Genomic DNA, 21710 nt, shown 5'->3' with positions numbered 1-21710 from the left:
TAAAGAATAAGGACCTCGTCAACAAGCGTCAAGGCCGCGGGCAAATGGAGCCGCCATGCTCAAAGCGTGAGGTCGAGCGCCTTCTCCTTCTCGACGTAATCCCGCTGTCGGTCCGTGATGTAGTCGCGGACGATCGGCGCCGCATCGCGTGAGCGCGACAGCTGCATGTGGAAAACGAGCTGGCTGCCTGTACGGAACATCATTTCCGCGCTGATCAGGTAGAACTCCCACATGCGGGCGAAGCGCTCGTCATACATCGCGATCACCTTGTCGCGGTTCTGTTCGAAGCGCGCGCCCCAATGGGCGAGCGTCGTCGCATAATGGACACGCAGGAATTCGAGATCGGTCACCCAGAGGCTGTTGCCTTCGACCACCTCGAACACCTCCGAAAGTGCAGGGGAATAGGCGCCGGGGAAGATGTATTTCCGTAACCAGGCGCTCGCCATGCCGGGCGGGCTCATATGGCCGATGGAATGGAGCACGGCGAGCCCGTCATCCGGCATCAGCGCGTTCAGCTTCTTGAAGAACTCGTCATAATGATGGACGCCGACATGCTCGAACATGCCAACCGAAACGATTCTGTCGAACGGCCCCTCGACATCGCGATAGTCCTTCAGCTCGAAACGCACGCGGTCGGCCATCCCGGCTGCACGCGCCCTTTCGGAAGCGAGCGCCTGCTGTTCCTTGGAAAGCGTGACGCCCAGCACCTCGACGTCTTCGAGAGCCGCCAGATAGAGGGCGAGATCGCCCCAACCGCAGCCGATGTCGAGCACCTTCATCCCCGGCTTCAGGCAGAGCTTTGCGCCAAGCAGCCTCAGCTTGTTTCGCTGCGCCGCCTCCAGCGTCTCGTCCGGCTCGCGGAAATAGGCGCAGGAATAGAGCATGTTCTGATCGAGGAACAGCTTGTAGAAATCATTGCCGAGATCGTAGTGGTGCGCGACGTTCTCCTGCGCCTTGCCCTTGGGATTCGCCTGCTGGCGCTTTCGGAAACGCATCTTCACCGCCCGCAAGAGCTTCTGAATCGGATAGGAGCCGAGCGACAGGCGGTTGATCGAAAAGAGCGTCAGGAAATCCCGGAGCGTGGAGCCTTCCTCGAAGCGCATGGTGCCGTCCATATAGGCCTCGCCGGCAGCGAGTTCGGCATTGAAGACGAGGCTGCGATAGAGTCGCTTGTCCGTCAGGCGCATCGTCACGCTCGGCCCTGGCTCGCCCGCAAAGACGTGCCTCTTGCCGTCGGCGTCGATCACCGTCAGGGTTCCTTTGCGAATGAACGCCTTCATCATATGCGATAGTGGAAACATGCAGTGCCGCACCTCTCATCCCGATCAGAGGCCGGCATCCTAGCATCGCATACACAAAATGCGCGCCGAATTTGCAACCAGACACGGGAAAAGGAAACGGGGACGGCAGCTCTCGGCCACCGTCCCCGTTTCGACCTCGACCAGGACCGGATCAGTCCTTGGCACGCTCGACGTAGGAGCCGTCTTCCGTCGCGATGACGACGCGGGTGCCGGCCTGGATGTGCGGCGGCACGAGCGTGCGAACGCCGTTCGAAAGCACGGCAGGCTTGTAAGACGAGGAGGCGGTCTGCCCCTTGACGACCGGCTCGGTCTCGACGATCTCGAGGGTGACGTGGCGCGGCAGGTCGATGGCGATGGCGAGACCCTCGTGGATCGACAGCATCACGGCCATGCCCTCCTGCAGATAGGCCTTCAGATCGCCGATATCTTCGGTGCTCATGACGAGCTGGTCGTAGGTTTCCGGGTTCATGAAGTGGAAGCCTTCGCCGTCTTCATAAAGAAAGGTGTGCTCGCGGTCTTCGACGAAGGCGCGCTCGACCTGTTCGGTCGTGCGGTAGCGCTCGGAGACCTTCACGCCGTCGGAAATGCGGCGCATGTCGACCTGCGTGACCGGCGTGCCCTTGCCCGGATGGAAGTTCTGCGCGGTGAGGACGACATAGAGCTTGCCGTCGACGTCGAGAACGTTGCCCTTGCGGACCGAAGAAGCGATGACCTTGACCATTAGTCTTCCTTGTAAGAGAGGTATCAGCGACACGAGCGGGCCGAGATCGGCCCGGAAGGGACGCGAGAGTTCAGTTTTCGCGCCGCCACTACCCTAATTTCGCGCAAATAGCCAGCCTGACCGGCTTCCGCGCGGAAGAAAGCCTGGATCGAACCGATCATGCCGCATGCTTCTCCCTGGTGGACCCGCGATGTCCATGCCGACCGGCGCCCTTTCCTGATCGGGCGCAATCGCATCCAGTCGGCGCTCCGCCGGTTCTTCGACGAACGGGATTTCATCGAGGTCGACACGGCAGCACTGCAGGTGTCCCCGGGTAACGAGGCCCATCTGCATGCCTTCGCGACGCAGGCGCTTGGACTCGACGGCTCTGTGCAGCCGCTCTACCTCCACACTTCGCCCGAATTCGCCTGCAAGAAGCTCATTGCAGCCGGCGAACGGCGCATCGCCTGCTTCGCCCATGTCTACCGCAATCGCGAGCGTGGGGCCCTGCATCATCCGGAGTTCACCATGCTCGAATGGTATCGGGCAGAAGAAAGCTACGAAACGCTGATGCGCGACTGCGCCGAAATCCTGGCGCTTGCCGCCGAAACCGTTGCGGCGCGGTCTCTCGTTTACGGGGGACGAGAGTGCGATCCCTTCGCAGAGCCGGAACGGCTCTCGGTCGCCGAAGCATTCTCGCGCTTCGCCGGGATCGACCTCCTCGGCTCCATCGCAAAGGACGGTTCCACGGACCGCGAAAACCTCGCGGCGGCCATGCGGAAGGCAGGCTTGCGTGTCGCGCGCGACGATGGCTGGGCCGACCTCTTCAGCCGCGTGCTCGTCGAAAAGATCGAGCCGAATCTCGGCTTCGGGCGCGCCACGATCCTCGACGAATATCCGGTTTCCGAAGCAGCGCTTGCGCGGCGCGCAGCGCGCGACCCGCGGGTCGCGGAGCGTTTCGAGCTCTATGCCTGTGGCGTCGAGCTCGCAAACGCCTTCGGCGAACTGACCGACGCTGCCGAGCAACGTCGCCGCTTCGCGCTCGAGATGGAGGAAAAGGCGCGGGTCTATGGCGAGACCTACCCGATCGACGACGACTTCCTTGCGGCGCTCTCCAGCATGCCCGAGGCGAGCGGCATTGCGCTTGGTTTCGATCGCCTGGTCATGCTCGCGACGGGGGCTTCCCGCATCGACCAGGTCCTCTGGGCTCCGGTCGCGGAGGTCACGCCATGACCGCGGAGCGCACGATCCGGACGCCGCGTGATCTCGTCGAAGCGGGCCTCATCGGCCGAGAGCGGGAGGAGGCGATTTCACGCGTTACGGCAAGCTATGCCGTCGCCATCAGCCCGGCGATTTCGCGCCTTGTCGACCGTGACGATCCGGACGACCCGATTGCGCGGCAGTTCGTTCCCGATATGGCCGAACTCGCCGTCATGCCGGAAGAGCGCGCCGATCCGATCGGAGACAGCACGCATAGCCCCGTCACAGGGATCGTCCACCGCTATCCCGACCGCGTGTTGTTGAAGGCGGTCCATGTCTGCCCGGTTTACTGCCGCTTCTGTTTCCGTCGAGAAATGGTCGGCCCCGAGGGGCTCGGCACGCTCACGCCCGCGGAGCTCGACAGGGCGATCGCCTATATCTCCGGCCACCAGGAGATCTGGGAGGTGATCCTGACAGGAGGCGATCCGCTGGTGCTCTCGCCCCGTCGGCTCGGCGAGATCATGGAGCGGCTTGCAAAGATCGAGCACGTCAAGGTCGTGCGCTTCCACACGCGCGTGCCGGTCGTCGAGCCGGATCGCGTCGACGCGCCGCTGATCGCTGCGCTGAAAGGAAGCGGCAAGGCAACCTATGTGGCGCTGCACGCCAACCATCCGCGGGAACTGACCGTTGCGGCCCGCGCCGCCGCCGCGCGGCTGATCGATGCGGGCATCGTCATGGTGAGCCAGTCCGTGCTGCTCAAAGGCGTCAATGACGATCCGGACATACTCGCCGAACTGATGCGCGCCTTCGTCGAGACACGCGTCAAGCCCTATTACCTGCACCATCCCGATCTCGCGCCCGGCACCAGCCATTTTCGGTTGTCGATCGAAGAGGGCCAGGCCCTCGTCGCCTCGTTGCGCGGCCGCGTATCCGGCCTGTGCCAGCCGGCCTACATCCTCGACATCCCCGGCGGCCACGGCAAGTCCGTCGTCAGCGCAAGCAGCATCGAGGCGGAAGGGGGCGGCTGTTACACCGTCACCGACTTTCGCGGAAACCGGCACGCCTACCCGCCGAAAGGGTAACGCAGAAAACGCCCTGCACCTTCGAGATAACAGGGACACCACATCGTCCTGTCGTCGTCATCCTCGGGCTTGATCCGAGGATCCACACGCAAGCCTCACCAAAGCTCGAAATACAATCCCGCCAGTCTGGTTCGTCTTCTCAATGAGTTCGATCTTCCATTCCCGCAACCGGCGCAAACGAGTCTGCTGCATCCGCACTTCGACGCGAGGCTCCGTGTCGAGCCTTCCCGGTGTAGCAAACCCGGCATGGTGGTTGCCGCTCGGAAAGAGGCCGCCCGGAAAATCCGCGCGGCCTCTTGTGAACGATCGGAAGGGGTTCAGCCCTGCTTGATCGGGGCGATCGAGATTTCGACGCGGCGGTTCTGGACGCGGCCGATCTCGCTGGCGTTGGAGGCGACCGGCCGTTCCATGCCGTAGCCGACTGCCGACATGCGCCGCTGGTCGACGCCGCGGCTGGCGAGGTAGTTGGCGACGGAGGCCGCACGCCGCTCCGACAGCCCCTGATTGTAGGACGCGCTGCCCGTCGAGTCCGTGTGACCGTCGACGTCGATGAGCGTCTTGCTGAATTTGCGCAGCACGATCGCAACCGAATCGAGCGTTGAGTAGAATGCCGGGATCACCTGGTCGCGGTCGGTCGCGAAGGTGATGTTTGACGGCATGTTCAGGATGATGCGGTCGCCGGCGCGGGTGACCGAAACGCCGGTGCCCTGAAGTTGAGCGCGCAGTTCGGATTCCTGCTGGTCCATGTAGTTTCCGACCAGGCCGCCGCCGAGAGCGCCGATGCCCGCACCCACGAGTGCCGCGTCGCGCCGTCCCGCGGCACTGCCGCCCACGAGAAGGCCGGTCGCGGCGCCGAGACCGGCGCCGATCAGAGCGCCCCCGGCGGTGTTCGACATCTTCTGTTCTCCCGTATAGGGATCGGTGGTGGTGCATCCGGAAAGATAGATGGCCGCGACAGCCAGGATGGCGCATTTCTTGATCATCGAATCAATTGTCCCCATTGGTGCTCAAGATCGGTTCATACTATCGATTGCGGCAGGAAGATGAAGGGGCCTTCCTCTTTGCTCCCGCAGGATGCATCGCGGTGCAGCATTTTCGGCCGGACTTCGCCACATTGATGACCAGAGGGCCCGCTAACCGAAGTTTCACGCGCCCGCGCTATGGTCTGTGTCATCGAGTTCGGGATAGAAAATGCGGATGGCCGTCCAACGAACCGAGCGACCCGCAAAGCTGAGAGGGGTAAATCATGGCCGTCGAGTTCGGCGATACGCAGCGTAGTCTCAGCGAGACGCTCACCGGCATGATCGCGGCGATCAGGGGCAATACGATCACGCTGCGCCAACTGATGATCGAAATTGGCGAGCAGGGCTTTCTTCTCCTCTGTGCGCTGCTGACTCTGCCCTTCCTGATTCCCGTTTCCATTCCCGGCGTCAGCACGGTCTTCGGAGCGGCCATCATTCTGATTTCGCTCGCAATCACGCTCAATCGCCTGCCGTGGCTGCCCAAACGCATTCTGGACCGCGAGATCGAGACGGAAAAGCTCGTGCCCACGCTGCGGAAGGGCGCTGCCCTGGTCTCGAAGCTGGACCGCTACGTGCGTCCGCGGCTCAACTTCCTGACCGAGGGCACCCTCATGAACCGCTTCAACGGCCTGATGATCATGGCCGGGGGCGTACTTCTCATGTTTCCGCTCGGATTGATTCCACTGTCGAACACGCTTCCCGGCATCGCCATCCTACTCCTGTCGGTCGGCATCATTCAGCGCGACGGGCTGATGGTGGCCGGCGGCTATTTGTTCCTGGTTGCGACGACCATCTATTTCGCAGTCCTCGGCTATGCCGCTTTCGCCGCCGGCCAGGGACTGTCGCACTTCTTCGTTTCGTGAGCGGAAAACACCAGAGGCAGCCGACTCACACCTGTCCTGGCATGGCGAAGTCGCCGCCGCGCGGGCCTGCCCTCCGCTAAAGATGCTTGTAGAAGAACGTCGTCGCGCAATAGCGGCCGTCGGGCATCAGTGCATAGTCCGGAACGACGCCTGCGCGCGTCCAGCCGAAGCGCTCGTAGATCGCTTCCGCCGGCTCTCCGGTCGCCGTGTCGAGTAACAGCACTCTCCTGCCGCGCTTGATGGCTTCCGTTTCCGCCGCCTCCATCAGGCGGCGCGACAGGCCGAGACCGCGGGCGCTTCGGTGAACGAGCAGCTTCTTGATATCGGCGCGATGCGGCTGGTTCGGCATGGTGCCGATGCCGAGCTGTACGGTGCCGATCATCCGGCCGTCGACCTCGGCCCCGAGGAGCACCGTCTCTCCACGCGCGACGGCAGCGGCAACGCCCTTCCAGAAGGAAACGGCGGCATTGGGCGGAAACGGCTGCATGAAGCCTACCGAGGCGCCACCTTCGACGCAATCGGAAAGGATGTCGGCCAGTGACGGCAGGGAAGCCAGAGCTTCTTCTTCGGTGAGCACACGGATATCGACGTCGGGCATGTCAGACCTTGTTGCGGCAAAGGACAATGGCGTAATGCGCCGCTTCCTCGTAGGGGTTGTGGAAAATGTGGGCCTCTTCGAGCCCCATGAAAAGGCAATCGCCCGGTTCCAGAAGCTGCTGCCCGCTCTCCATCGTCAATTCGAGGCGACCGGAGAAAAGCCAGAGGTGCTGGGTGATCCCACGATCCATCGGCTGGCGCTCGAACACGACGCGGGCACCGGGCGGAAACTCGACCTCGACGATATCGATCGGCGAGCCTACGCCTTCGGGCGAAACCGACCGGCGCAGATAACCGCTTTCGGGATCGCGCCAGAGCCGCTGATCCTGCCGCCGGGCCAAGGGCGAAGCCTCGCTCACCCCGGAAGCGAAGAGCGCCGAAAGTGTCGTACCCAGCGCGCTGCAGAGCCTTGCCAGCAACTGCGCCGTCGGGCTCGCCTCGCCCCGCTCGATCCGCGAAATCATGGCACGGCTGACGCCCGCGCGGTTTGCGAGATCATCGAGCGTGAGATCCTGCGCCGCGCGAAGCGCGCGCACGCGCATGCCGACCACCTCGTCTAGCTGGCTGCCCAGGTTTTCCATTATAAGAGATTGCATTTCTACTATAATGGAGTCAAGGAGGCCAGGGCTGTAAATAAGCCTTGCGCATGCCGCTTTGACGACAGCGCCGGGCGGTTTCCTGATCTAGGGTTTGGTTTCTACGCCGGTTCCCCCAAAGACATTAAGCCTCAATAATTTAGATCAGCCTTATGCGGAGCGTCCGGAGGGCACAGGTGGATAGATCGGGTTCGTCGCTGCTGTCGATCGCGAGCATCGTCGCCTCGATGACGCCTGTCGCGGTCGGAAACGGCATGATGCTCGCCTATGTACCCTTCGTTTTGACGCGTTCGACGGCGCCGGACTGGGTTGCGGGCGCTGCGGTGACGGCGATTGCCTTCGGCAGCCTGATCGGCTGTCTCATGGGTGGCTCGCTCATTCGCCGCGTCGGCCATGCCCGGGCGTTTTCCTGCTCCATGGCGCTCGTCATACTGGCGGCGCTGACGATCAGCCTCGGCGTTCATCCGCTGCTCTGGGTGGTTGCACGCGGGCTCTACGGCATTGCCGCCAGCATGAATTTCATCATCACACAAAGCTGGCTGAACCATGTCAGCGAGAACCACCGGCGCGGCCGGGCGATGGCGCTCTTCTACATGGCCTACGTCATCGGCCTCGGCGCCGGCGCCTGGCTCTTCGGTCAGATCCCGTCCGAGGGCAATCTCGCGCCCGTCATCACGATCTTCTTCACCGCGCTCGCCATTCTGCCGATTGGCCTGACGCGGCTGCCGACCCCGCCCGCCCCCGCCAGGGTCAGCATTGATATTCCGATGGTCTGGCGCATTTCCCCGGTCGCCTTCGTCGGCGTGCTTGCGTCCGGCGGCCTCTCCATGCTGGTACAGGGCTTCACGCCCATCTATGCGGCCGCCAACTCGGTCAGCCAGAAAGACGTGGCGGCCTTGATGTTCGTGATGCAGTTCGGCCTGCTCTTCATTCAGTATCCGCTGGGCGCCCTCTCCGACCGCACCGACCGGCGGATCGTCATGGTCGTCACCTGTGCGCTCGTCATCGCGGCGGGCTTTGCTGCGCTCGCCGTCTCCTTCGACAACCTCATCCTGCTCATGCTGGTTTTCGCGATCTTCGCCGGGGCAGTCGAGACGGTCTATTCGATTGCCAATGCGCATGCCAACGATCGCACCGAGCCGGCGGATTTCGTGCCGCTCGCCAGCACCATGCTGATCGCCTGGTCGGCGTCGGCGACGCTGGTGCCGATGCTCGTGACACTGCTGACGCCGGCCTTCGGTGAGCGCACTTTCATCTATGCGACGATGACGGTGGCGCTCCTCTATGCGCTGTTCGTGCTCGTTCGCCTCCTGTCGCGCGAACGCGTCCCGCCCGAACTGTGCGAATCCTTTGAGTTCAAAAGCGCGCAGGTGCCGAACGCCGCAGCTCTTGGCGAGACCGAGGCACACGCGGAATGCCCGCCCCGGCGCCCGGATTTATAGTGAATGAAGCCTTCATTTCCCGCTTTGCGCCGCCTGATCGCGCTGCTATATGCGGCCCATGAGCACATCATCCTCAAAGACGCCTCTGTCGCACATCCGCAACTTCTCGATCGTGGCCCATATCGACCACGGCAAGTCGACGCTGGCCGATCGGCTTATCCAATCGACCGGCGGCCTTGCCGAGCGCGAAATGTCCGAACAGGTGCTGGACAGCATGGATATCGAGCGCGAGCGCGGCATTACCATCAAGGCCCAGACCGTTCGCCTGCATTACAAGGCGAACAACGGCGAGACCTATGTGCTGAACCTCATCGACACGCCCGGGCATGTCGACTTTGCCTATGAGGTCTCGCGCTCGCTGTCGGCCTGCGAAGGTTCGCTGCTCGTCGTCGATGCCAGCCAGGGCGTCGAAGCACAGACGCTCGCCAATGTTTACCAGGCGATCGACAACAATCACGAACTCGTCACCGTACTCAACAAGATCGACCTTCCAGCGGCAGAGCCGGACCGGATCAAGGAGCAGATCGAGGAAGTGATCGGCATCGACGCTTCCGAGGCCGTATTGATCTCGGCCAAGACCGGTCTCGGCATTCCGGATGTGCTGGAGGCGATCGTCCATAAGCTTCCCGCCCCGAAGAGCGAAGGCGGCGACACCGCGCCCCTGAAGGCGCTTCTCGTGGACAGCTGGTACGACACCTATCTCGGCGTCATGGTCCTGGTACGCATCATCGACGGAACCCTGAAAAAGGGGATGACCATCCGCATGATGGGGACGGATGCGAAATACCAGGTTGAACGCGTCGGCGTCCTCACGCCGAAAATGGTTGCCATGGATTCGCTCGGCCCCGGCGAAATCGGATTCATCACCGCATCGATCAAGGAAGTGGCCGACACCCGCGTCGGCGACACGATCACTGAAGACAAGCGGCCGACGGCTAAGGCGTTGCCGGGCTTCAAGCCGGCCCAGCCGGTGGTGTTCTGCGGCCTCTTCCCGGTCGACGCCGCCGACTTCGAGGACTTGCGTTCGGCCATGGGCAAGCTGCGTCTGAACGACGCATCCTTCTCCTTTGAGATGGAGTCCTCCGCCGCACTCGGCTTCGGCTTCCGCTGCGGCTTCCTCGGTCTGCTGCATCTGGAAATCATTCAGGAGCGCCTGGAGCGCGAATTCGACCTCGATCTGATCGCGACGGCGCCTTCGGTCGTCTACAAGCTGTTTATGACCGATGGCTCGGAGCGCGAGCTTCACAACCCCGCCGATATGCCGGATGTGGTCAAAATCGCTGAGATTCACGAGCCGTGGATCCGCGCGACGATCCTGACGCCGGACGAATATCTTGGTGGAATATTGAAGCTCTGTCAGGATCGCCGCGGCATCCAGATCGAACTGACCTATGTCGGCACCCGCGCAATGCTGACCTATGACTTGCCCTTGAACGAAGTCGTGTTCGATTTCTATGACCGGCTAAAGTCGATTTCCAAGGGTTATGCCTCCTTCGACTACCAGATCACCGAGCACAAGGAAGGCAATCTCGTGAAGATGTCGATCCTCGTCAACGGCGAGCCGGTGGACGCGCTGTCGATGATGGTACACCGGATGGCGGCGGAAAAGCGCGGTCGCGAAATGTGCGAGAAGCTGAAGGAACTGATCCCCAAGCACATGTTCAAGATTCCGATCCAGGCTGCCATCGGCGGCAATGTGATCGCCCGCGAAACCATCTCGGCGCTGCGCAAGGACGTGACCGCGAAGTGCTACGGCGGCGACGCCACCCGCAAGCGCAAGCTTTTGGAAAAGCAGAAGGCCGGCAAGAAGCGGATGCGCCAGTTTGGCAAGGTGGAAATCCCGCAGGAAGCTTTCATCGCGGCCTTGAAGATGAGCGACGAGTGATTTTCCGGCGGCAGGATGCGCATATTCCATGCGCATCCTGCCGGAGCGAACATGCCACCATCGGCCGCAAGACGGCCCGCCAATCTCTCCCTCGACAGTGATCCGCTTTTGCGGGTGCGCGACCTCGATATCAACGTTTCACGCGCTGCCGAAGATGGAATTGCGCGCGCTATCAGAGCCGAAAGGGAGAGGCTTGGCGGATCGAGAATGCAAAGGCGATCGCTGATACACACGCCTTCGCCGAAGGACGCGGATTGCCGCCGGCGAAACACCGGCAGTTCTGCGGCGCGGCTTTCGCCCGCATCCTGCGCCTCGATCACGACCCCGCCGCTCCCCACGCTCGTGCGCGCGCCTCGTTCAAGCGCTCCAGGCTCTCCTTCGGCCACTCCGCCTTGACGTCGTAATACGCCTCGAAATCCCTGGCGCCCTCCGGTAGCGGCACCCAATCCAGCTTCGAGCGGGTGTAGATATGCACGTCCGGGGTAAAAGCCGACGGCCGGTCGAGCGTTGCGAGGCGGAGGAAGGAGAGCCATTTGCGCCGGCCATAATCGCTCCAGAGCGGCGATTGGCACCGGGCGCAACGATAGACGTCATGCGGGCGGCCGCTGTCCGTCGAAAGCGTGATCGTCACGGGCGCGCCCTGGAGAATTTCGACATTTTCCGCCTCGACGATGCCGTTTATCACGAAGGCGCTGCCCAGTTGCCGCTGGCAATCGCTGCAGTGGCAGCAGTGCACGAACATCGGCCGCGCCTTCAACCGGTATCGCACGAGGCCGCAGAAGCAGCCCCCCTCGATCGCTTCGGTCATCGCTCCACCTCCCCATAGCCGGATGGCCGTTCAGCGGCGGCAAGCGCCTCTGCGGGTCGCCGCTCCCCAAGGAAAAGATTGACCACGGACGATGCGGCGTTTCAAGAGGCTGCGGCGGGGTTGACTTCCGCGGTGAAGTTTCCGACCTTCGGACCATGCCAGTGCTTGCTATCCATTTCCGCTGTTCATTCCGGGTCTGCCCCATCGCAGGAATCTGACCCCGGCCCGGATGCGTGCGCTCTCCGGGTAAGGGGCCTACGCATCGGCGAGCCGGATGGCCCAAACCCTCCGTCATCCGGGCAGCGAGCGCAAATCATCCTCGACAATTCATTTACGGCGCAGGCAGTGCGGTGCGCCCAGGCACAGGTATCACCATGGCGGACAAGATAACCCGCAAGAAGCTTCCCTCGATCGTCATCAATGCCGATGACCATGCACGCCTGACGGCGATCGCCTCTTCGGCGCTCGATCGTATTCCGGAAGTAGCGGAGGCACTGCTTCTGGAACTCGACCGCGCGCGCATCGCCGCGCCCGGCAAGCTGCCCAAGGACAGCGTACAAATGGGCTCGACCGTCGCCTTCCACGCCGATAACGGTTTTGCGAAGGAAGTGAGGCTCGTCTATCCGGGGGAGGCAGACATCGAAGCCGGAAAAATCTCCGTGCTGACGCCGATCGGGGCCGCGCTTATCGGCCTTTCCGTCGGACAGTCGATCGACTGGTCGGACCGGGCGGGAAAGATACACCGCATGACGATCCGGAGCGTGGTGCCGGCAACGGGCTAAAGGCGTCCCCCCTCGGCCGGAAACTGCAACGTCAACGGCCTGGATCGTTTCACTGTTCTACGAACGGTGAAACGATCCAGAGGCCGTCTCAGAACTGCCGGCCGATCTTGGCGTCGACAGACTGGCTGTTGGCACCGCGGATGGCGAAAAAGAAGGTGATCGCCGCCCAGAGAATGGATTTCTCCGCTCCGCCCAGGCCTTGACCCTGGACGATGCCGTGGAAGTACACTGTGACCAGCAGCACGATCGTCGCGGCGAAGGCGGCGGGTCGCGTCAGGAAGCCGATGGCGATGAAGATACCGCCGAAGAACTCGGTTGCGGAAAGCAGGGGTGACCAGAACACACCCGGATAGAAGCCGAGCCCTTCCACCATCCCCGCTGCACCGAAGGGGTCGAGGATCTTGCCGTAGCCGTGGGTGACGAGCAGCAGGCCCGCGACGATGCGCAGCAGCGTCTCGGCGAGGGTGTCGAGCGGCAGGTAGATCCTTTCGAGCGCCGGCAGGATCGCGCGCGGGCGGTTGTTGGCAGCGGTATCGGTCATGAAATTCCTTTCGCAGATATTTGCAAATCAGGGGATGTCTCTTGCCTCAGGCCTTTTGGAAAACAAGGGGCGAAGCGTTAAAAACACCTGCGGCCAAGATGACTTTTATGTGAGATGCGCGTGAAGCCATTGCTCGGTGGGGATTGCGCGCCGGCGCCGTTATATGTTTCCTGCGTCGCCGGAACAGAGCGAACAGGACCTGTCAATGAGCGAGAAGCCACGCATCACCATTCTCTACTGCACCCAGTGCAACTGGCTGCTGCGCGCCGGTTGGATGGCGCAAGAACTGCTGTCGACCTTTGCCGACACGCTTGGCGAAGTGGCGCTCATCCCCGGAACCGGCGGCAATTTCGAGATTCGCGTCGATGGGGCGTTGATATGGGAACGCAAGCGCGACGGAGGCTTCCCCGGGCCCAAGGAGCTGAAGCAACGCGTCCGCGACGTGATCGAGCCTGAGCGAGACCTCGGCCATACGGACCGCAGTTAGACTCCCTTCAGTTGCTGTGCACGGCCTCGGCGACACGCGTCAGCTATGCGCGAAAATGTCCGTCTCCTCCCAGCCGAGCAGGTCCAGCTTGGCACGCGTCGGGAGAAACGAAAAGCAGGCCTCGGCGAGTTCCATCCGGCCATCGCGCAAAAGACGCGCTGTCAGCTTGTCGCGCAGCGCGTGCAGGTGGAGCACGTCGGAGGCGGCATATTCGAGCTGAGCCGGCGACAGAATATCGGCGGCCCAGTCGGAAGACTGCTGCTGCTTGGAGATATCGACGTCGAGCAGTTCCTTGAGATTATCCTTGAGGCCGTGCCGATCCGTATATGTACGGGCGAGGCGGGAGGCGATCTTGGTGCAGAAGACCGGTGAAGCGGTCACGCCGAAAGTATGGAACAGCACAGCGATGTCGAAGCGGCCGAAATGGAAGATTTTCTGCCGCGCTGGATCGGAAAGCATCGCGACGAGGTTCGGCGCCTGCTTCTGGCCTGCAGCGATCCGGATCACATCGGCAGTGCCGTCGCCCGACGAAAGCTGCACGACGCAGAGGCGATCGCGGCGGGGCACCAGTCCGAGCGTTTCCGTATCGATCGCGATCGCGCCCCTGTAGCGGGCGGCATCGGCCTCGGAAATATCGCCTTCGTGGAACCGTATTGTATTCGCCATGGAAAATCCCCAGATCGTTACTGCACGAATCCCTGAGAACGGCTCAGGGAATCTGCTGAGATTCAAATACTGCAGCGGCCTCGGCCAGCCTGTTCAGATGCCCGGTCGCTGGTGTGGAGCTTAGCTGGCCTATAGCGCATGTTGGCCGGCCGCGATACCTTGTCTTTCGGCGGACGTTCCGTTCGCCGGTACCCCGAGAAAGTTCGTATATGACCCGGTTCCGTTTCGCCCTGGCGCGCCCTGTCATCGCCCTGATGTTGAGCCTTTCGCCCCATGCGGGTTTCGCCGGAGAGGCGACATTCCAACTTGCGCAGTCCTTCCATGATCTGCCGGGCGTCCGGCCGGTGAACCCGCTGCGTGACGATGACAACCTCGTTTGCGAACAGGTTTTCATCGATCGCTACGGTCCCTTCGAGTCGTCTCACGGCCGCCCGCGTTACGATACGGTCTACCGCTGCCGCGAGGGAAAGGGCCCGGTCTTTCAAAGCGGCGAGCTGCCGCCATCTCTCGAACGGCAGAAGCGCGGCCTCGACTATTGAGATGGCCGTTGCGCCGATGCGCAGCAAGCGGGCAGAGCGGGAGCCCGCATCCCACGCCTCAACTCTTTGGAAATCGACCCGTTCATGATTTTAGGTCCATCCGACTAAAATCGTCGTGATCTATGCAAATCCGGAGCAATATTGCAAAACTCCGGAATCGGGATGCAAGGACATCGAAAGCATGCACATTGCCGACGGGGACAAGCCTTCTGGGACCTGGACCAGCTCACTGCGATCGCTGCTCGGTCTCGTGATGGTTGCGATGCTCATCGTCGTGTCCGCGACGCTGGTGGGGCTTGACTATCGCCGCGCGCGCGTTGCCGCCATCGCAGGCGCCGAAGACAATATGAGCGCCTTCGTCGGCCGTCTGGTCGATCGCCTGGGGATGCTTTCCGGCGATACCTCCGCACTTGTCAACCTCGTCGCATCGGTCGCCAATTCCTTTCTGGTCCCGCCGCCGGAGCGGATGCATGACAAAGTAGCGGTCCTGCGCGAAGGCATCGCCCGCTCGCCGCATATCGACGGCGTCTATGTCGGTTATCCGAGCGGCGCATTTTTTCATGTGGTTGATCTGGACTCGGCCGCCTGGCGCATGGCGCTGGACGCGCCGCGGGGCGCGGCCATCGCTGTGCGTTCGATGGAACGGGACGACCAGGGCAAGCCCTTCGACCGGATCCTGTTCCTGGACGCGAGCGGTTTGCAGTTCGCCGAACGCCGCGCTGCTTCGAACGGATTCGATCCCAGAACGCGGCCCTGGTACCGCGCCGCCGTCAACGGCCAGGCGCCGGTGGCGATAGGCCCCTATGAGATGGCCACGACACGCAATCTGGGGATGACGATATCGCAGGCTCACAGCGGCAATCCCAAGATCGTTATCGGCGCCGATGTCGTGCTCGACACGATCACCGATTTTCTGTCCCGCGAGCGGCTGACCGACGACTCGGTTTCGTTCGTTCTCGACGCGGTCGGACGGCCGATCATCCACTCCGACACCGTAATGATGCGGCGCATCATGGCATCGAAAGGGCGGGACCAACCGGTGGTCACGCCGCAGGAAGACGGGCTGATCGAGAGGATTCGGCGCAACCCGCCACCGGCCGGAAAGGCAACCCTCGTCGAGGTCGGAGATCGCACCTATCTCGTGACCGTGGCACCGCTCGAATCGGCATTGCTCCTATCCGGACACAGGGTCGTCGTCGCCGCCCCGCTCGACGAACTGCTGGCGGCGGCCAACGAAACCCTTGTTCAGGGACTTGCCGTCTCCGGAGCCGTGGTGGTGGTGGCCGTTCTCCTGGCGCTCGTGCTTGCGCATCTGATCACGAAATCGCTCAACCAGCTCACCGACAGCGCCAACCGCCTTCAAGACCTGGATTTTTCCACGCCCATCGAGGTTTCCTCGCATGTGGCCGAAATCTCGATGCTCAACGGCGCGATGAACAAGGCCCGTGACGCGATCTTCACCTTTGCGCTCTATGTGCCGAAGGAACTGGTGCGCAAGGGCATCGAATCCGGCCACTTCGGCGGCCGCGCCGCCTGGCGGCAGGAAGTGACGGCGCTGTTCACCGACATCTACGACTTCACCACCATCAGCGAAGGACGCTCGCCGGAAGAAGTGGTGGCGATGCTCTCGGAATATTTTGACCTTTTCAGCGAGATCGTCGACGCGCATGACGGAACCATCATCCAGTTCCATGGAGACTCGGTCTTCGCCATGTGGAACGCGCCGGTCGCCGATGTCAGACATGCCGAGAATGCCTGTCGTTGCGCACTCGCCGTCGAGGAGAGGCTTCGGGCCTTCAACGCTGCGCAACGCGCCAGGGGATTGCCGGAATTCCGCACCCGCTTCGGTATCCACACCGGCACGGCCGTCGTCGGCAGCGTCGGTGCCAAGGAACGGCTGCAATACACCGCCATGGGCGATACCGTGAACGTCGCCTCGCGGCTCGAGGGCATGAACAAGGATTATGGCACGACAGTTCTGGCAAGCGGTGCGGTGGTGGCGCAATGCAAGGACATGGTGAAATTCCGCCCGCTCGGCACCGCCAGGGCCAAGGGCCGCTCGACGGCGCTCGACATTTACGAAGTCGTGGGCGTGGCCCGCGCGGTGGATACTGCCGAGACAGGAACGGCCGCCTGACCGAGATCTCAGAAGATGCTGCACGAATTGCAGGGCCGCTGAGATCGCTTCGGCGCCTGAAAACAAGAAAAGCCCGGAAATCCGGGCTTTTCTTGTTATCCGAACCGCAAAAGCGGCCACGGACTGGAAATTGGTGCCCAGAAGAGGACTCGAACCTCCACACCCTTTCGAGTACCAGCACCTGAAGCTGGCGCGTCTACCAATTCCGCCATCTGGGCGACGGACCGGCATGTAAAAGGCCGTGGCGGAAGTGTCAACAGGCATTTTGAAGTTTTCGTGCCGGAACGCGAAAAAGCGCGCGGATACATGGAGCGCAGCATTGTGCTCAACATTCAAATCAGCGCGATAGGATAAGAATTTCAGTGACATGGGCGCCGGAGAGGCGCATCTTTAAGAACGGCGGATTGCGGGGGAAACCGGACAGCCCCGCGACGGCTCGGCTTCCGCCGCCACGAATAAACATGCGACACCAAACGTCTAAGGAGCAGGGACAAAACCGGAAAGCAACGGCTTTCGGAAAGTGAGGAGAAGATGACGAAATTTCGCAGTTTCGTTGTGACCTGTGCGCTCGCCGCCGCCTCCGCGGTTCCCCCTGTAACATCCGTTCAGGCCATGCCGCGCCCGGCGCTCGACATCGCGATCAAGGCGCCCGCCGGCGTGGAGAATGCTACGCATCGCGGCCGTTACGGGTGGCGCGGCGGCTATTCCCGCCGCGGTTACTACGGAGGATCCGGCTTCTATCCGGGCTGGAGCCCCTATTACCGGCGATCCGGGATCAGCTTCTATTTCGGTCCCAGCTACCGCTACCGCCCGTATTATGGGAACCGCTATTACTACGGCCAGCGCCATTACGGCCCCGGCTACTACAACTATCCCTACGCGAACCCCGGATATTACGGCTATCGATCCTATGCACCACGCTACTATGGCGGAGGTTACGTCCAGAGCGGTGGCAGTACCCATGTCAGCTGGTGCCTGTCGCGCTACCGGTCATATAATCCGGCGACCAACCGGTATCTGACCTATGGCGGCGTCTACCGGGTCTGCTACTCGCCCTATCGGTAAGGGTGCATCCCTCGGCGCATGAGTTCCGCGCGTTCCAGTGACGCGCGGACCTCAAAAGGTCAACGCTTCCTGACGACCCCGAGACGTGCCATGACCTCCTTCGGAATGCCGTAGCGGTGCACTGCATCCCTGGCGTCCCGCAGGCCGCAGATCTCGCGCTGGATGAAGAATGCCCAAACCGCGTCGGCGGCCTCGTCAAGCAGCCGCTCGCGCTCGGACTGGCCGTGCCGGTCGTGATCAAATCCATTCAGGGCGGCGATCGCCTTCTCGACCTTCAGACCGTGGTGTCCCAGCGCGTCGGCGCGCTCGGCCATGAGTTCGTATTCAAGGACGTTCACGCCATTACTTGTGAGGTCGAAGCGGCGCAGCGATTGCGGCGGGCGAAATGTCATCGTCAGCTCCATCAAGCTCACGGGTAAAGATGGGCCGGGAAAGAGCTTCCCGCAAGGGGAGGCGCAAGACTGGCGCGGGGATGGCCAGGTCATCGCTTATGGTTAACACTCTCTAAACGTGCCTGGCTTATGCTTGCGGCATCATGCCCGATCTGCCCGCCTTTAACGCCATCAGGACAGCCGTCGGAACGGCCGAGGAGACGACGCAGGACCTGCGCCGTTCGCTGCCGGCCGGCGAGCGTGGCGAGGCACTCCGGAAGATCCTCGATGCGCTGGCCCGCCATCTTTCGGGCAAAGAGGTCCTCTCCAAGGACGCACTGGTGAGGCTGGTCGAAGATCTGGCGCTCATCCTCAAATTTCCACCCCTGCAGCGGGAGACCGGACGCGCCTTCATTCGGCGCTTGACTGGCTTTATCGCAGCATTGCCCATGTCGGAACGCCTGCTTCTGGAGAAGCATCTGGCCAACCGCAGCCTCGCGCAGCGGATCGCCGTTGCGGTGCCGATAGCTGCCGACCGGCGGGGCGCGATGCCGCCTGACCGAACCCCGCTCCGCAGCCTGCCCCTGCCGGCGCACGTACCGGCGGCGCTTCGGGGCTCGAAAACACCCGCGCCGACCGATCTTGCGCTGCTTCAGGCGATGCTCAAAAAGACATATGGCGGCGCCGATATCGAGGACGTGCGGGCCGAGACGGCATCCAAGGGTGCGGCACGCGATGCCGCGCAGGCTCCGGCCGAGCCGCAACGCTCGCCGAAGGCGCCGGCAAATGCGCCTCCGGCGCCGCGCATCGCGGACGTCGCAGCGAGAAATGCTTCAGGGAGCCCGCTTGAGGGGGAGTCGACGGAAACGGCGGCCACCATGCCGGAAAGCTCCGATGAGCAGCTCCCGGAAGGCGGCGCGGATCCGGCGGAACCATCGGCGCCGCGCCGCGGTGAGGCGGCAGGTCAAAACGGGCGTATGCACGCAGTGCTGGAGGACGCAAAACCTTCGACAGTCGCGGGCAAGGCTGCAGGGGCAGAACGCGGCGCTGAAGCCCTTCTTGACAGCTACGGCTCCGATAATGCCGACGACCCGTCGCGCTCCGCGGCGGAGGACGATGGGGCCCCGACCCGGATGCAGAGCGCCGCACGCGGGCAGCAACCCCCGGCGGAGGCCTTGAGGGCGATTATACGTCACAGCCTTGCCTCGCCGGGGATGAACAAGAGCTGGCAATTTTCCGAAACGGGGAAAAAAGGAGCTGCCGCGCCCCTGCTTCCGGAGAACGAGGCGCCGGCGAGGCCACGGGAGACCAACGGCGCGGTCAGAATTGCCGAAGCCGCCGTCGAACCGACGGTGGACGCCGCATCCGACGCAGGGAGCAATGCATCGCTCCCCGACCTGCCTTTTCCCGAGGCGGAGCCTCAGACCCGCGGAGACGCTGCGGCGCCGCAGGGATTCGCCCGTATCCCCGAAGCCGGGCTTCTACGCGAACTGTTTCCCTTCGCGCTGGCCCCCTACCCGCCGGCAAATGAAAGCGATCCCGACGAGATGGACGGGCGCAAGCGGAAAAGTGAAGGCGAGGCGGAAAAAGACGAAAGAGATGACGAGGGAGAACGGGAAAGCGACAGCCAGCAGCAGGGACAGGCGGCGGGCGGCGAACAGGATCAGGCCGAAGAGCGACCTGCCAGCGACGCCTTCACCCTTTACCGCAAGCTCGGCGACCTTGCCTGATAAGACGCACGGCGCTGTGAGCGGGATGAGGAAAATGTGCGGTTTTCGCCCCCAGGCTGCGCCATGAAAAAGCCCGCGGAGATCGCTCTCCGCGGGCTCATCATTTCAGGTCCGGCAACGATTACTCGTTGTTCTGGCGGTTCTTGAGCGCAGCGCCCAGAATGTCGCCAAGCGAAGCACCCGAGTCGGAAGAGCCGAACTGAGCGACGGCTTCCTTCTCTTCCGCGATTTCCAGAGCCTTGATCGACAGCTGGATCTTGCGGTCCTTCTTGGAGAAGTTGGTGACGCGCGCGTCGACGGTCTGGCCGACCGAGAAGCGCTCCGGACGCTGTTCGTCGCGGTCGCGCGAGAGATCAGCGCGGCGGATGAAGGCGGTGACGTCCTCGTGATTGACGAGCCGCACCTCGATGCCGCCATCGTTGACGCCGATGACTTCGGCCGAAACGACGGCATTCTTGCGCAGGTCGCCGGAAGCAGCAGCTTCACCGACCGCATCACGGCCGAGCTGCTTGATGCCGAGCGAGATACGCTCCTTGTCGACGTCCACATCGAGAACCACAGCACGGACGACGTCGCCCTTGTTGAATTCTTCGATGACCTGCTCGCCCGGACGGTTCCAGTCGAGATCGGAGAGGTGAACCATGCCGTCGACATCGCCATCGAGGCCGATGAACAGACCGAATTCAGTCTTGTTCTTGACTTCGCCTTCGACTTCCGTGCCAGCCGGATGGCTATGCGCGAATGCCTGCCATGGGTTCTCGAGCGTCTGCTTGAGGCCGAGCGAAATGCGGCGCTTGGTCGGATCGACTTCGAGAACGACCACGTCGACTTCCTGGCTCGTGGACAGGATCTTGCCGGGGTGAACGTTCTTCTTCGTCCAGGACATCTCGGAAATGTGGATCAGGCCTTCGATGCCCGGCTCCAGCTCGACGAAAGCACCGTAGTCGGTGATGTTCGTAACCGTGCCCGAGATCTTCTTGCCGACCGGATACTTCGCACCGATGCCGTCCCACGGATCGGACTCGAGCTGCTTCATGCCGAGCGAGATGCGGTGGGTTTCCTGGTTGATGCGGATGATCTGAACCTTGACCTGCTGGCCGATGTTCAGGATTTCCGACGGATGATTGACGCGACGCCATGCCATGTCGGTGACGTGCAGCAGACCGTCGATGCCGCCGAGGTCGACGAACGCACCGTAATCGGTGATGTTCTTGACGACACCCTCGACAACCTGGCCCTCCTCGAGATTCTGAACGATTTCAGAACGCTGCTCGGCGCGCGACTCTTCGAGAACCGTGCGGCGCGAAACGACGATGTTGCCGCGGCGCTTGTCCATCTTCAGGATTTCGAAGGGCTGCGGGTTGTGCATCAGCGGGGTCACGTCGCGGATCGGACGGATGTCGACCTGCGAACGCGGCAGGAAGGCTACGGCGCCGTCGAGATCGACGGTGAAGCCGCCCTTGACCTGGTTGAAGATGATGCCTTCGACGCGTTCGCCGGCTTCGAACTTCACTTCCAGGCGCTGCCAGCTTTCTTCGCGGCGAGCCTTCTCGCGCGACAGAACAGCTTCGCCGAGAGCGTTTTCAATGCGCTCGACATAGACTTCGACTTCGTCGCCGACCTTGAGCGTGCCGTCCTTGGCCTTGGCGCCGAATTCCTTCAGCGGTACGCGGCCTTCGACCTTCAGGCCGACGTCGACGATTGCGACGTCCTTTTCGATCGCCGTGACGATGCCCTTGGCGACGTAGCCTTCGGCGAGGTCCGTCTTGGCGAAGGACTCTTCCAGAAGCGCTGCGAAATCATCACGGGTGGGGTTGGTTGCAGACATATAATCTCCTGCTGCATCTCCTGCCGGAGACACATATGCGCCGGGGGCTGGTGTTGAACAGGCCTGAA

General features: G+C 62.6%; 21 protein-coding genes, 1 tRNA gene and 1 pseudogene. 12 read left to right on the top strand and 11 right to left on the bottom strand.

The genetic code is table 11. The annotated features are described in order from the left end of the window. Positions 1–59: 59 nt before the first annotated feature. A complete protein-coding gene (gene cfa1, locus FB009_RS10520; protein ID WP_012067677.1) occupies positions 60–1301 on the bottom strand; it encodes a cyclopropane-fatty-acyl-phospholipid synthase in 1242 nt (413 codons plus the stop codon). A gap of 151 nt (positions 1302–1452) precedes the next feature. Continuing rightward, positions 1453–2022, bottom strand: a complete 570-nt coding sequence (efp, locus tag FB009_RS10515; RefSeq protein WP_012067676.1) for an elongation factor P — start codon at positions 2020–2022, stop codon at positions 1453–1455. Between the two features lie 159 nt (positions 2023–2181). Here efp and epmA point away from each other — a divergent pair, with 159 nt between their 5' ends. Both epmA and FB009_RS10505 read left to right on the top strand, forming a co-directional pair. Further along, positions 2182–3234, top strand: coding sequence for an EF-P lysine aminoacylase EpmA (epmA, locus tag FB009_RS10510; protein WP_012067675.1), 1053 nt, complete (start codon positions 2182–2184; stop codon positions 3232–3234). Next, positions 3231–4283: a lysine-2,3-aminomutase-like protein gene (locus tag FB009_RS10505; protein WP_012067674.1), complete on the top strand. Its 1053-nt coding sequence runs from the start codon at positions 3231–3233 to the stop codon at positions 4281–4283. The genes epmA and FB009_RS10505 overlap by 4 nt, the downstream gene beginning before the upstream one ends. Positions 4284–4600: 317 nt before the next feature. Here the strand turns inward: FB009_RS10505 and FB009_RS10500 are convergent, their stop codons facing one another. Beyond that, positions 4601–5266, bottom strand: coding sequence for an OmpA family protein (locus tag FB009_RS10500; protein WP_012067673.1), 666 nt, complete (start codon positions 5264–5266; stop codon positions 4601–4603). A gap of 263 nt (positions 5267–5529) precedes the next feature. Here FB009_RS10500 and FB009_RS10490 point away from each other — a divergent pair, with 263 nt between their 5' ends. After that, positions 5530–6168, top strand: a complete 639-nt coding sequence (locus FB009_RS10490; protein WP_012067671.1) for an exopolysaccharide biosynthesis protein — start codon at positions 5530–5532, stop codon at positions 6166–6168. Between the two features lie 76 nt (positions 6169–6244). On the opposite strand, the gene FB009_RS10485 is transcribed toward FB009_RS10490, so the two are convergent. Both FB009_RS10485 and FB009_RS10480 read right to left on the bottom strand, forming a co-directional pair. Continuing rightward, on the bottom strand, positions 6245–6766 hold the full coding sequence (locus FB009_RS10485; RefSeq protein WP_012067670.1) for a GNAT family N-acetyltransferase: 522 nt from the start codon (positions 6764–6766) through the stop codon (positions 6245–6247). 1 nt (position 6767) lies between these two features. Continuing rightward, on the bottom strand, positions 6768–7346 hold the full coding sequence (locus FB009_RS10480) for a helix-turn-helix domain-containing protein (protein ID WP_024324674.1): 579 nt from the start codon (positions 7344–7346) through the stop codon (positions 6768–6770). Positions 7347–7537: 191 nt separating this feature from the next. On the opposite strand from FB009_RS10480, the gene FB009_RS10475 reads away from it, so the two are divergent. The 3 genes and pseudogenes from FB009_RS10475 to FB009_RS10465 all read left to right on the top strand — a co-directional run. Continuing rightward, entirely contained in the window at positions 7538–8803 is a 1266-nt protein-coding gene (locus FB009_RS10475; RefSeq protein WP_145161587.1) for an MFS transporter, read from the top strand. 49 nt (positions 8804–8852) lie between these two features. Further along, a complete protein-coding gene (lepA, locus tag FB009_RS10470; RefSeq protein ID WP_012067667.1) occupies positions 8853–10688 on the top strand; it encodes a translation elongation factor 4 in 1836 nt (611 codons plus the stop codon). A gap of 51 nt (positions 10689–10739) precedes the next feature. Then, a pseudogene (locus tag FB009_RS10465) lies at positions 10740–10969 on the top strand (type II toxin-antitoxin system CcdA family antitoxin); the annotation flags it as partial. Positions 10970–11004: 35 nt separating this feature from the next. On the opposite strand, the gene FB009_RS10460 reads toward FB009_RS10465, so the two are convergent. Then, complete coding sequence (locus tag FB009_RS10460; RefSeq protein ID WP_018209098.1) at positions 11005–11496, bottom strand: GFA family protein; 492 nt, start codon at positions 11494–11496, stop codon at positions 11005–11007. Between the two features lie 374 nt (positions 11497–11870). Between FB009_RS10460 and rnk the strand changes: the two genes are divergently transcribed. After that, positions 11871–12278: a nucleoside diphosphate kinase regulator gene (rnk, locus tag FB009_RS10455; RefSeq protein WP_012067665.1), complete on the top strand. Its 408-nt coding sequence runs from the start codon at positions 11871–11873 to the stop codon at positions 12276–12278. 88 nt (positions 12279–12366) lie between these two features. Here rnk and FB009_RS10450 read toward each other — a convergent pair whose 3' ends face one another. Further along, positions 12367–12819, bottom strand: a complete 453-nt coding sequence (locus FB009_RS10450; protein WP_012067664.1) for a DoxX family protein — start codon at positions 12817–12819, stop codon at positions 12367–12369. A 205-nt stretch (positions 12820–13024) separates the two neighbouring features. On the opposite strand from FB009_RS10450, the gene FB009_RS10445 reads away from it, so the two are divergent. After that, on the top strand, positions 13025–13306 hold the full coding sequence (locus FB009_RS10445; RefSeq protein WP_012067663.1) for a SelT/SelW/SelH family protein: 282 nt from the start codon (positions 13025–13027) through the stop codon (positions 13304–13306). A 39-nt stretch (positions 13307–13345) separates the two neighbouring features. On the opposite strand, the gene FB009_RS10440 is transcribed toward FB009_RS10445, so the two are convergent. Continuing rightward, positions 13346–13972, bottom strand: a complete 627-nt coding sequence (locus FB009_RS10440; RefSeq protein WP_012067662.1) for a ribonuclease D — start codon at positions 13970–13972, stop codon at positions 13346–13348. A gap of 209 nt (positions 13973–14181) precedes the next feature. Here FB009_RS10440 and FB009_RS10435 point away from each other — a divergent pair, with 209 nt between their 5' ends. Together FB009_RS10435 and cya1 are read left to right on the top strand one after the other, a co-directional pair. Next, the gene (locus FB009_RS10435) at positions 14182–14511 is read left to right on the top strand and encodes a hypothetical protein (protein ID WP_012067661.1); all 330 of its coding nucleotides are present in this window, start codon (positions 14182–14184) and stop codon (positions 14509–14511) included. 181 nt (positions 14512–14692) lie between these two features. After that, on the top strand, positions 14693–16648 hold the full coding sequence (cya1, locus tag FB009_RS10430) for an adenylate cyclase Cya1 (protein ID WP_012067660.1): 1956 nt from the start codon (positions 14693–14695) through the stop codon (positions 16646–16648). 131 nt (positions 16649–16779) lie between these two features. Here cya1 and FB009_RS10425 read toward each other — a convergent pair. Further along, a tRNA-Leu gene (locus FB009_RS10425) sits at positions 16780–16866 on the bottom strand. Positions 16867–17179: 313 nt separating this feature from the next. On the opposite strand from FB009_RS10425, the gene FB009_RS10420 reads away from it, so the two are divergent. Continuing rightward, on the top strand, positions 17180–17713 hold the full coding sequence (locus FB009_RS10420) for a BA14K family protein (protein WP_012067659.1): 534 nt from the start codon (positions 17180–17182) through the stop codon (positions 17711–17713). A gap of 59 nt (positions 17714–17772) precedes the next feature. On the opposite strand, the gene FB009_RS10415 is transcribed toward FB009_RS10420, so the two are convergent. Then, positions 17773–18105, bottom strand: a complete 333-nt coding sequence (locus tag FB009_RS10415) for a DUF6665 family protein (RefSeq protein WP_012067658.1) — start codon at positions 18103–18105, stop codon at positions 17773–17775. 143 nt (positions 18106–18248) lie between these two features. On the opposite strand from FB009_RS10415, the gene FB009_RS10410 reads away from it, so the two are divergent. Further along, positions 18249–19814, top strand: a complete 1566-nt coding sequence (locus FB009_RS10410; protein ID WP_024311292.1) for a hypothetical protein — start codon at positions 18249–18251, stop codon at positions 19812–19814. A 121-nt stretch (positions 19815–19935) separates the two neighbouring features. On the opposite strand, the gene rpsA is transcribed toward FB009_RS10410, so the two are convergent. Next, positions 19936–21642, bottom strand: coding sequence for a 30S ribosomal protein S1 (gene rpsA, locus FB009_RS10405; RefSeq protein ID WP_012067656.1), 1707 nt, complete (start codon positions 21640–21642; stop codon positions 19936–19938). Between the last annotated feature and the right edge of the window lie 68 nt (positions 21643–21710).

The organism is Sinorhizobium medicae (assembly GCF_007827695.1).
Taxonomy (GTDB): domain Bacteria; phylum Pseudomonadota; class Alphaproteobacteria; order Rhizobiales; family Rhizobiaceae; genus Sinorhizobium; species Sinorhizobium medicae.
This window is presented reverse-complemented; position numbering and strand designations above follow the sequence as displayed.

What these genes read in the sequence shown, in the direction of transcription:
- rpsA (WP_012067656.1), bottom strand. Translation starts at nt 21,642, where the DNA reads ATGTCTGCAACCAACCCCACCCGTGATGATTTCGCAGCGCTTCTGGAA.
- FB009_RS10415 (WP_012067658.1), bottom strand. Translation starts at nt 18,105, where the DNA reads ATGACATTTCGCCCGCCGCAATCGCTGCGCCGCTTCGACCTCACAAGT.
- FB009_RS10500 (WP_012067673.1), bottom strand. Translation starts at nt 5,266, where the DNA reads ATGATCAAGAAATGCGCCATCCTGGCTGTCGCGGCCATCTATCTTTCC.
- epmA (WP_012067675.1), top strand. Translation starts at nt 2,182, where the DNA reads ATGCCGCATGCTTCTCCCTGGTGGACCCGCGATGTCCATGCCGACCGG.
- rnk (WP_012067665.1), top strand. Translation starts at nt 11,871, where the DNA reads ATGGCGGACAAGATAACCCGCAAGAAGCTTCCCTCGATCGTCATCAAT.
- lepA (WP_012067667.1), top strand. Translation starts at nt 8,853, where the DNA reads ATGCGGCCCATGAGCACATCATCCTCAAAGACGCCTCTGTCGCACATC.
- FB009_RS10490 (WP_012067671.1), top strand. Translation starts at nt 5,530, where the DNA reads ATGGCCGTCGAGTTCGGCGATACGCAGCGTAGTCTCAGCGAGACGCTC.
- cfa1 (WP_012067677.1), bottom strand. Translation starts at nt 1,301, where the DNA reads ATGTTTCCACTATCGCATATGATGAAGGCGTTCATTCGCAAAGGAACC.
- FB009_RS10420 (WP_012067659.1), top strand. Translation starts at nt 17,180, where the DNA reads ATGACGAAATTTCGCAGTTTCGTTGTGACCTGTGCGCTCGCCGCCGCC.
- FB009_RS10410 (WP_024311292.1), top strand. Translation starts at nt 18,249, where the DNA reads ATGCCCGATCTGCCCGCCTTTAACGCCATCAGGACAGCCGTCGGAACG.
- cya1 (WP_012067660.1), top strand. Translation starts at nt 14,693, where the DNA reads ATGCACATTGCCGACGGGGACAAGCCTTCTGGGACCTGGACCAGCTCA.
- FB009_RS10485 (WP_012067670.1), bottom strand. Translation starts at nt 6,766, where the DNA reads ATGCCCGACGTCGATATCCGTGTGCTCACCGAAGAAGAAGCTCTGGCT.
- FB009_RS10460 (WP_018209098.1), bottom strand. Translation starts at nt 11,496, where the DNA reads ATGACCGAAGCGATCGAGGGGGGCTGCTTCTGCGGCCTCGTGCGATAC.
- FB009_RS10450 (WP_012067664.1), bottom strand. Translation starts at nt 12,819, where the DNA reads ATGACCGATACCGCTGCCAACAACCGCCCGCGCGCGATCCTGCCGGCG.
- FB009_RS10435 (WP_012067661.1), top strand. Translation starts at nt 14,182, where the DNA reads ATGACCCGGTTCCGTTTCGCCCTGGCGCGCCCTGTCATCGCCCTGATG.
- FB009_RS10445 (WP_012067663.1), top strand. Translation starts at nt 13,025, where the DNA reads ATGAGCGAGAAGCCACGCATCACCATTCTCTACTGCACCCAGTGCAAC.
- FB009_RS10505 (WP_012067674.1), top strand. Translation starts at nt 3,231, where the DNA reads ATGACCGCGGAGCGCACGATCCGGACGCCGCGTGATCTCGTCGAAGCG.
- FB009_RS10440 (WP_012067662.1), bottom strand. Translation starts at nt 13,972, where the DNA reads ATGGCGAATACAATACGGTTCCACGAAGGCGATATTTCCGAGGCCGAT.
- efp (WP_012067676.1), bottom strand. Translation starts at nt 2,022, where the DNA reads ATGGTCAAGGTCATCGCTTCTTCGGTCCGCAAGGGCAACGTTCTCGAC.
- FB009_RS10480 (WP_024324674.1), bottom strand. Translation starts at nt 7,346, where the DNA reads ATGGAAAACCTGGGCAGCCAGCTAGACGAGGTGGTCGGCATGCGCGTG.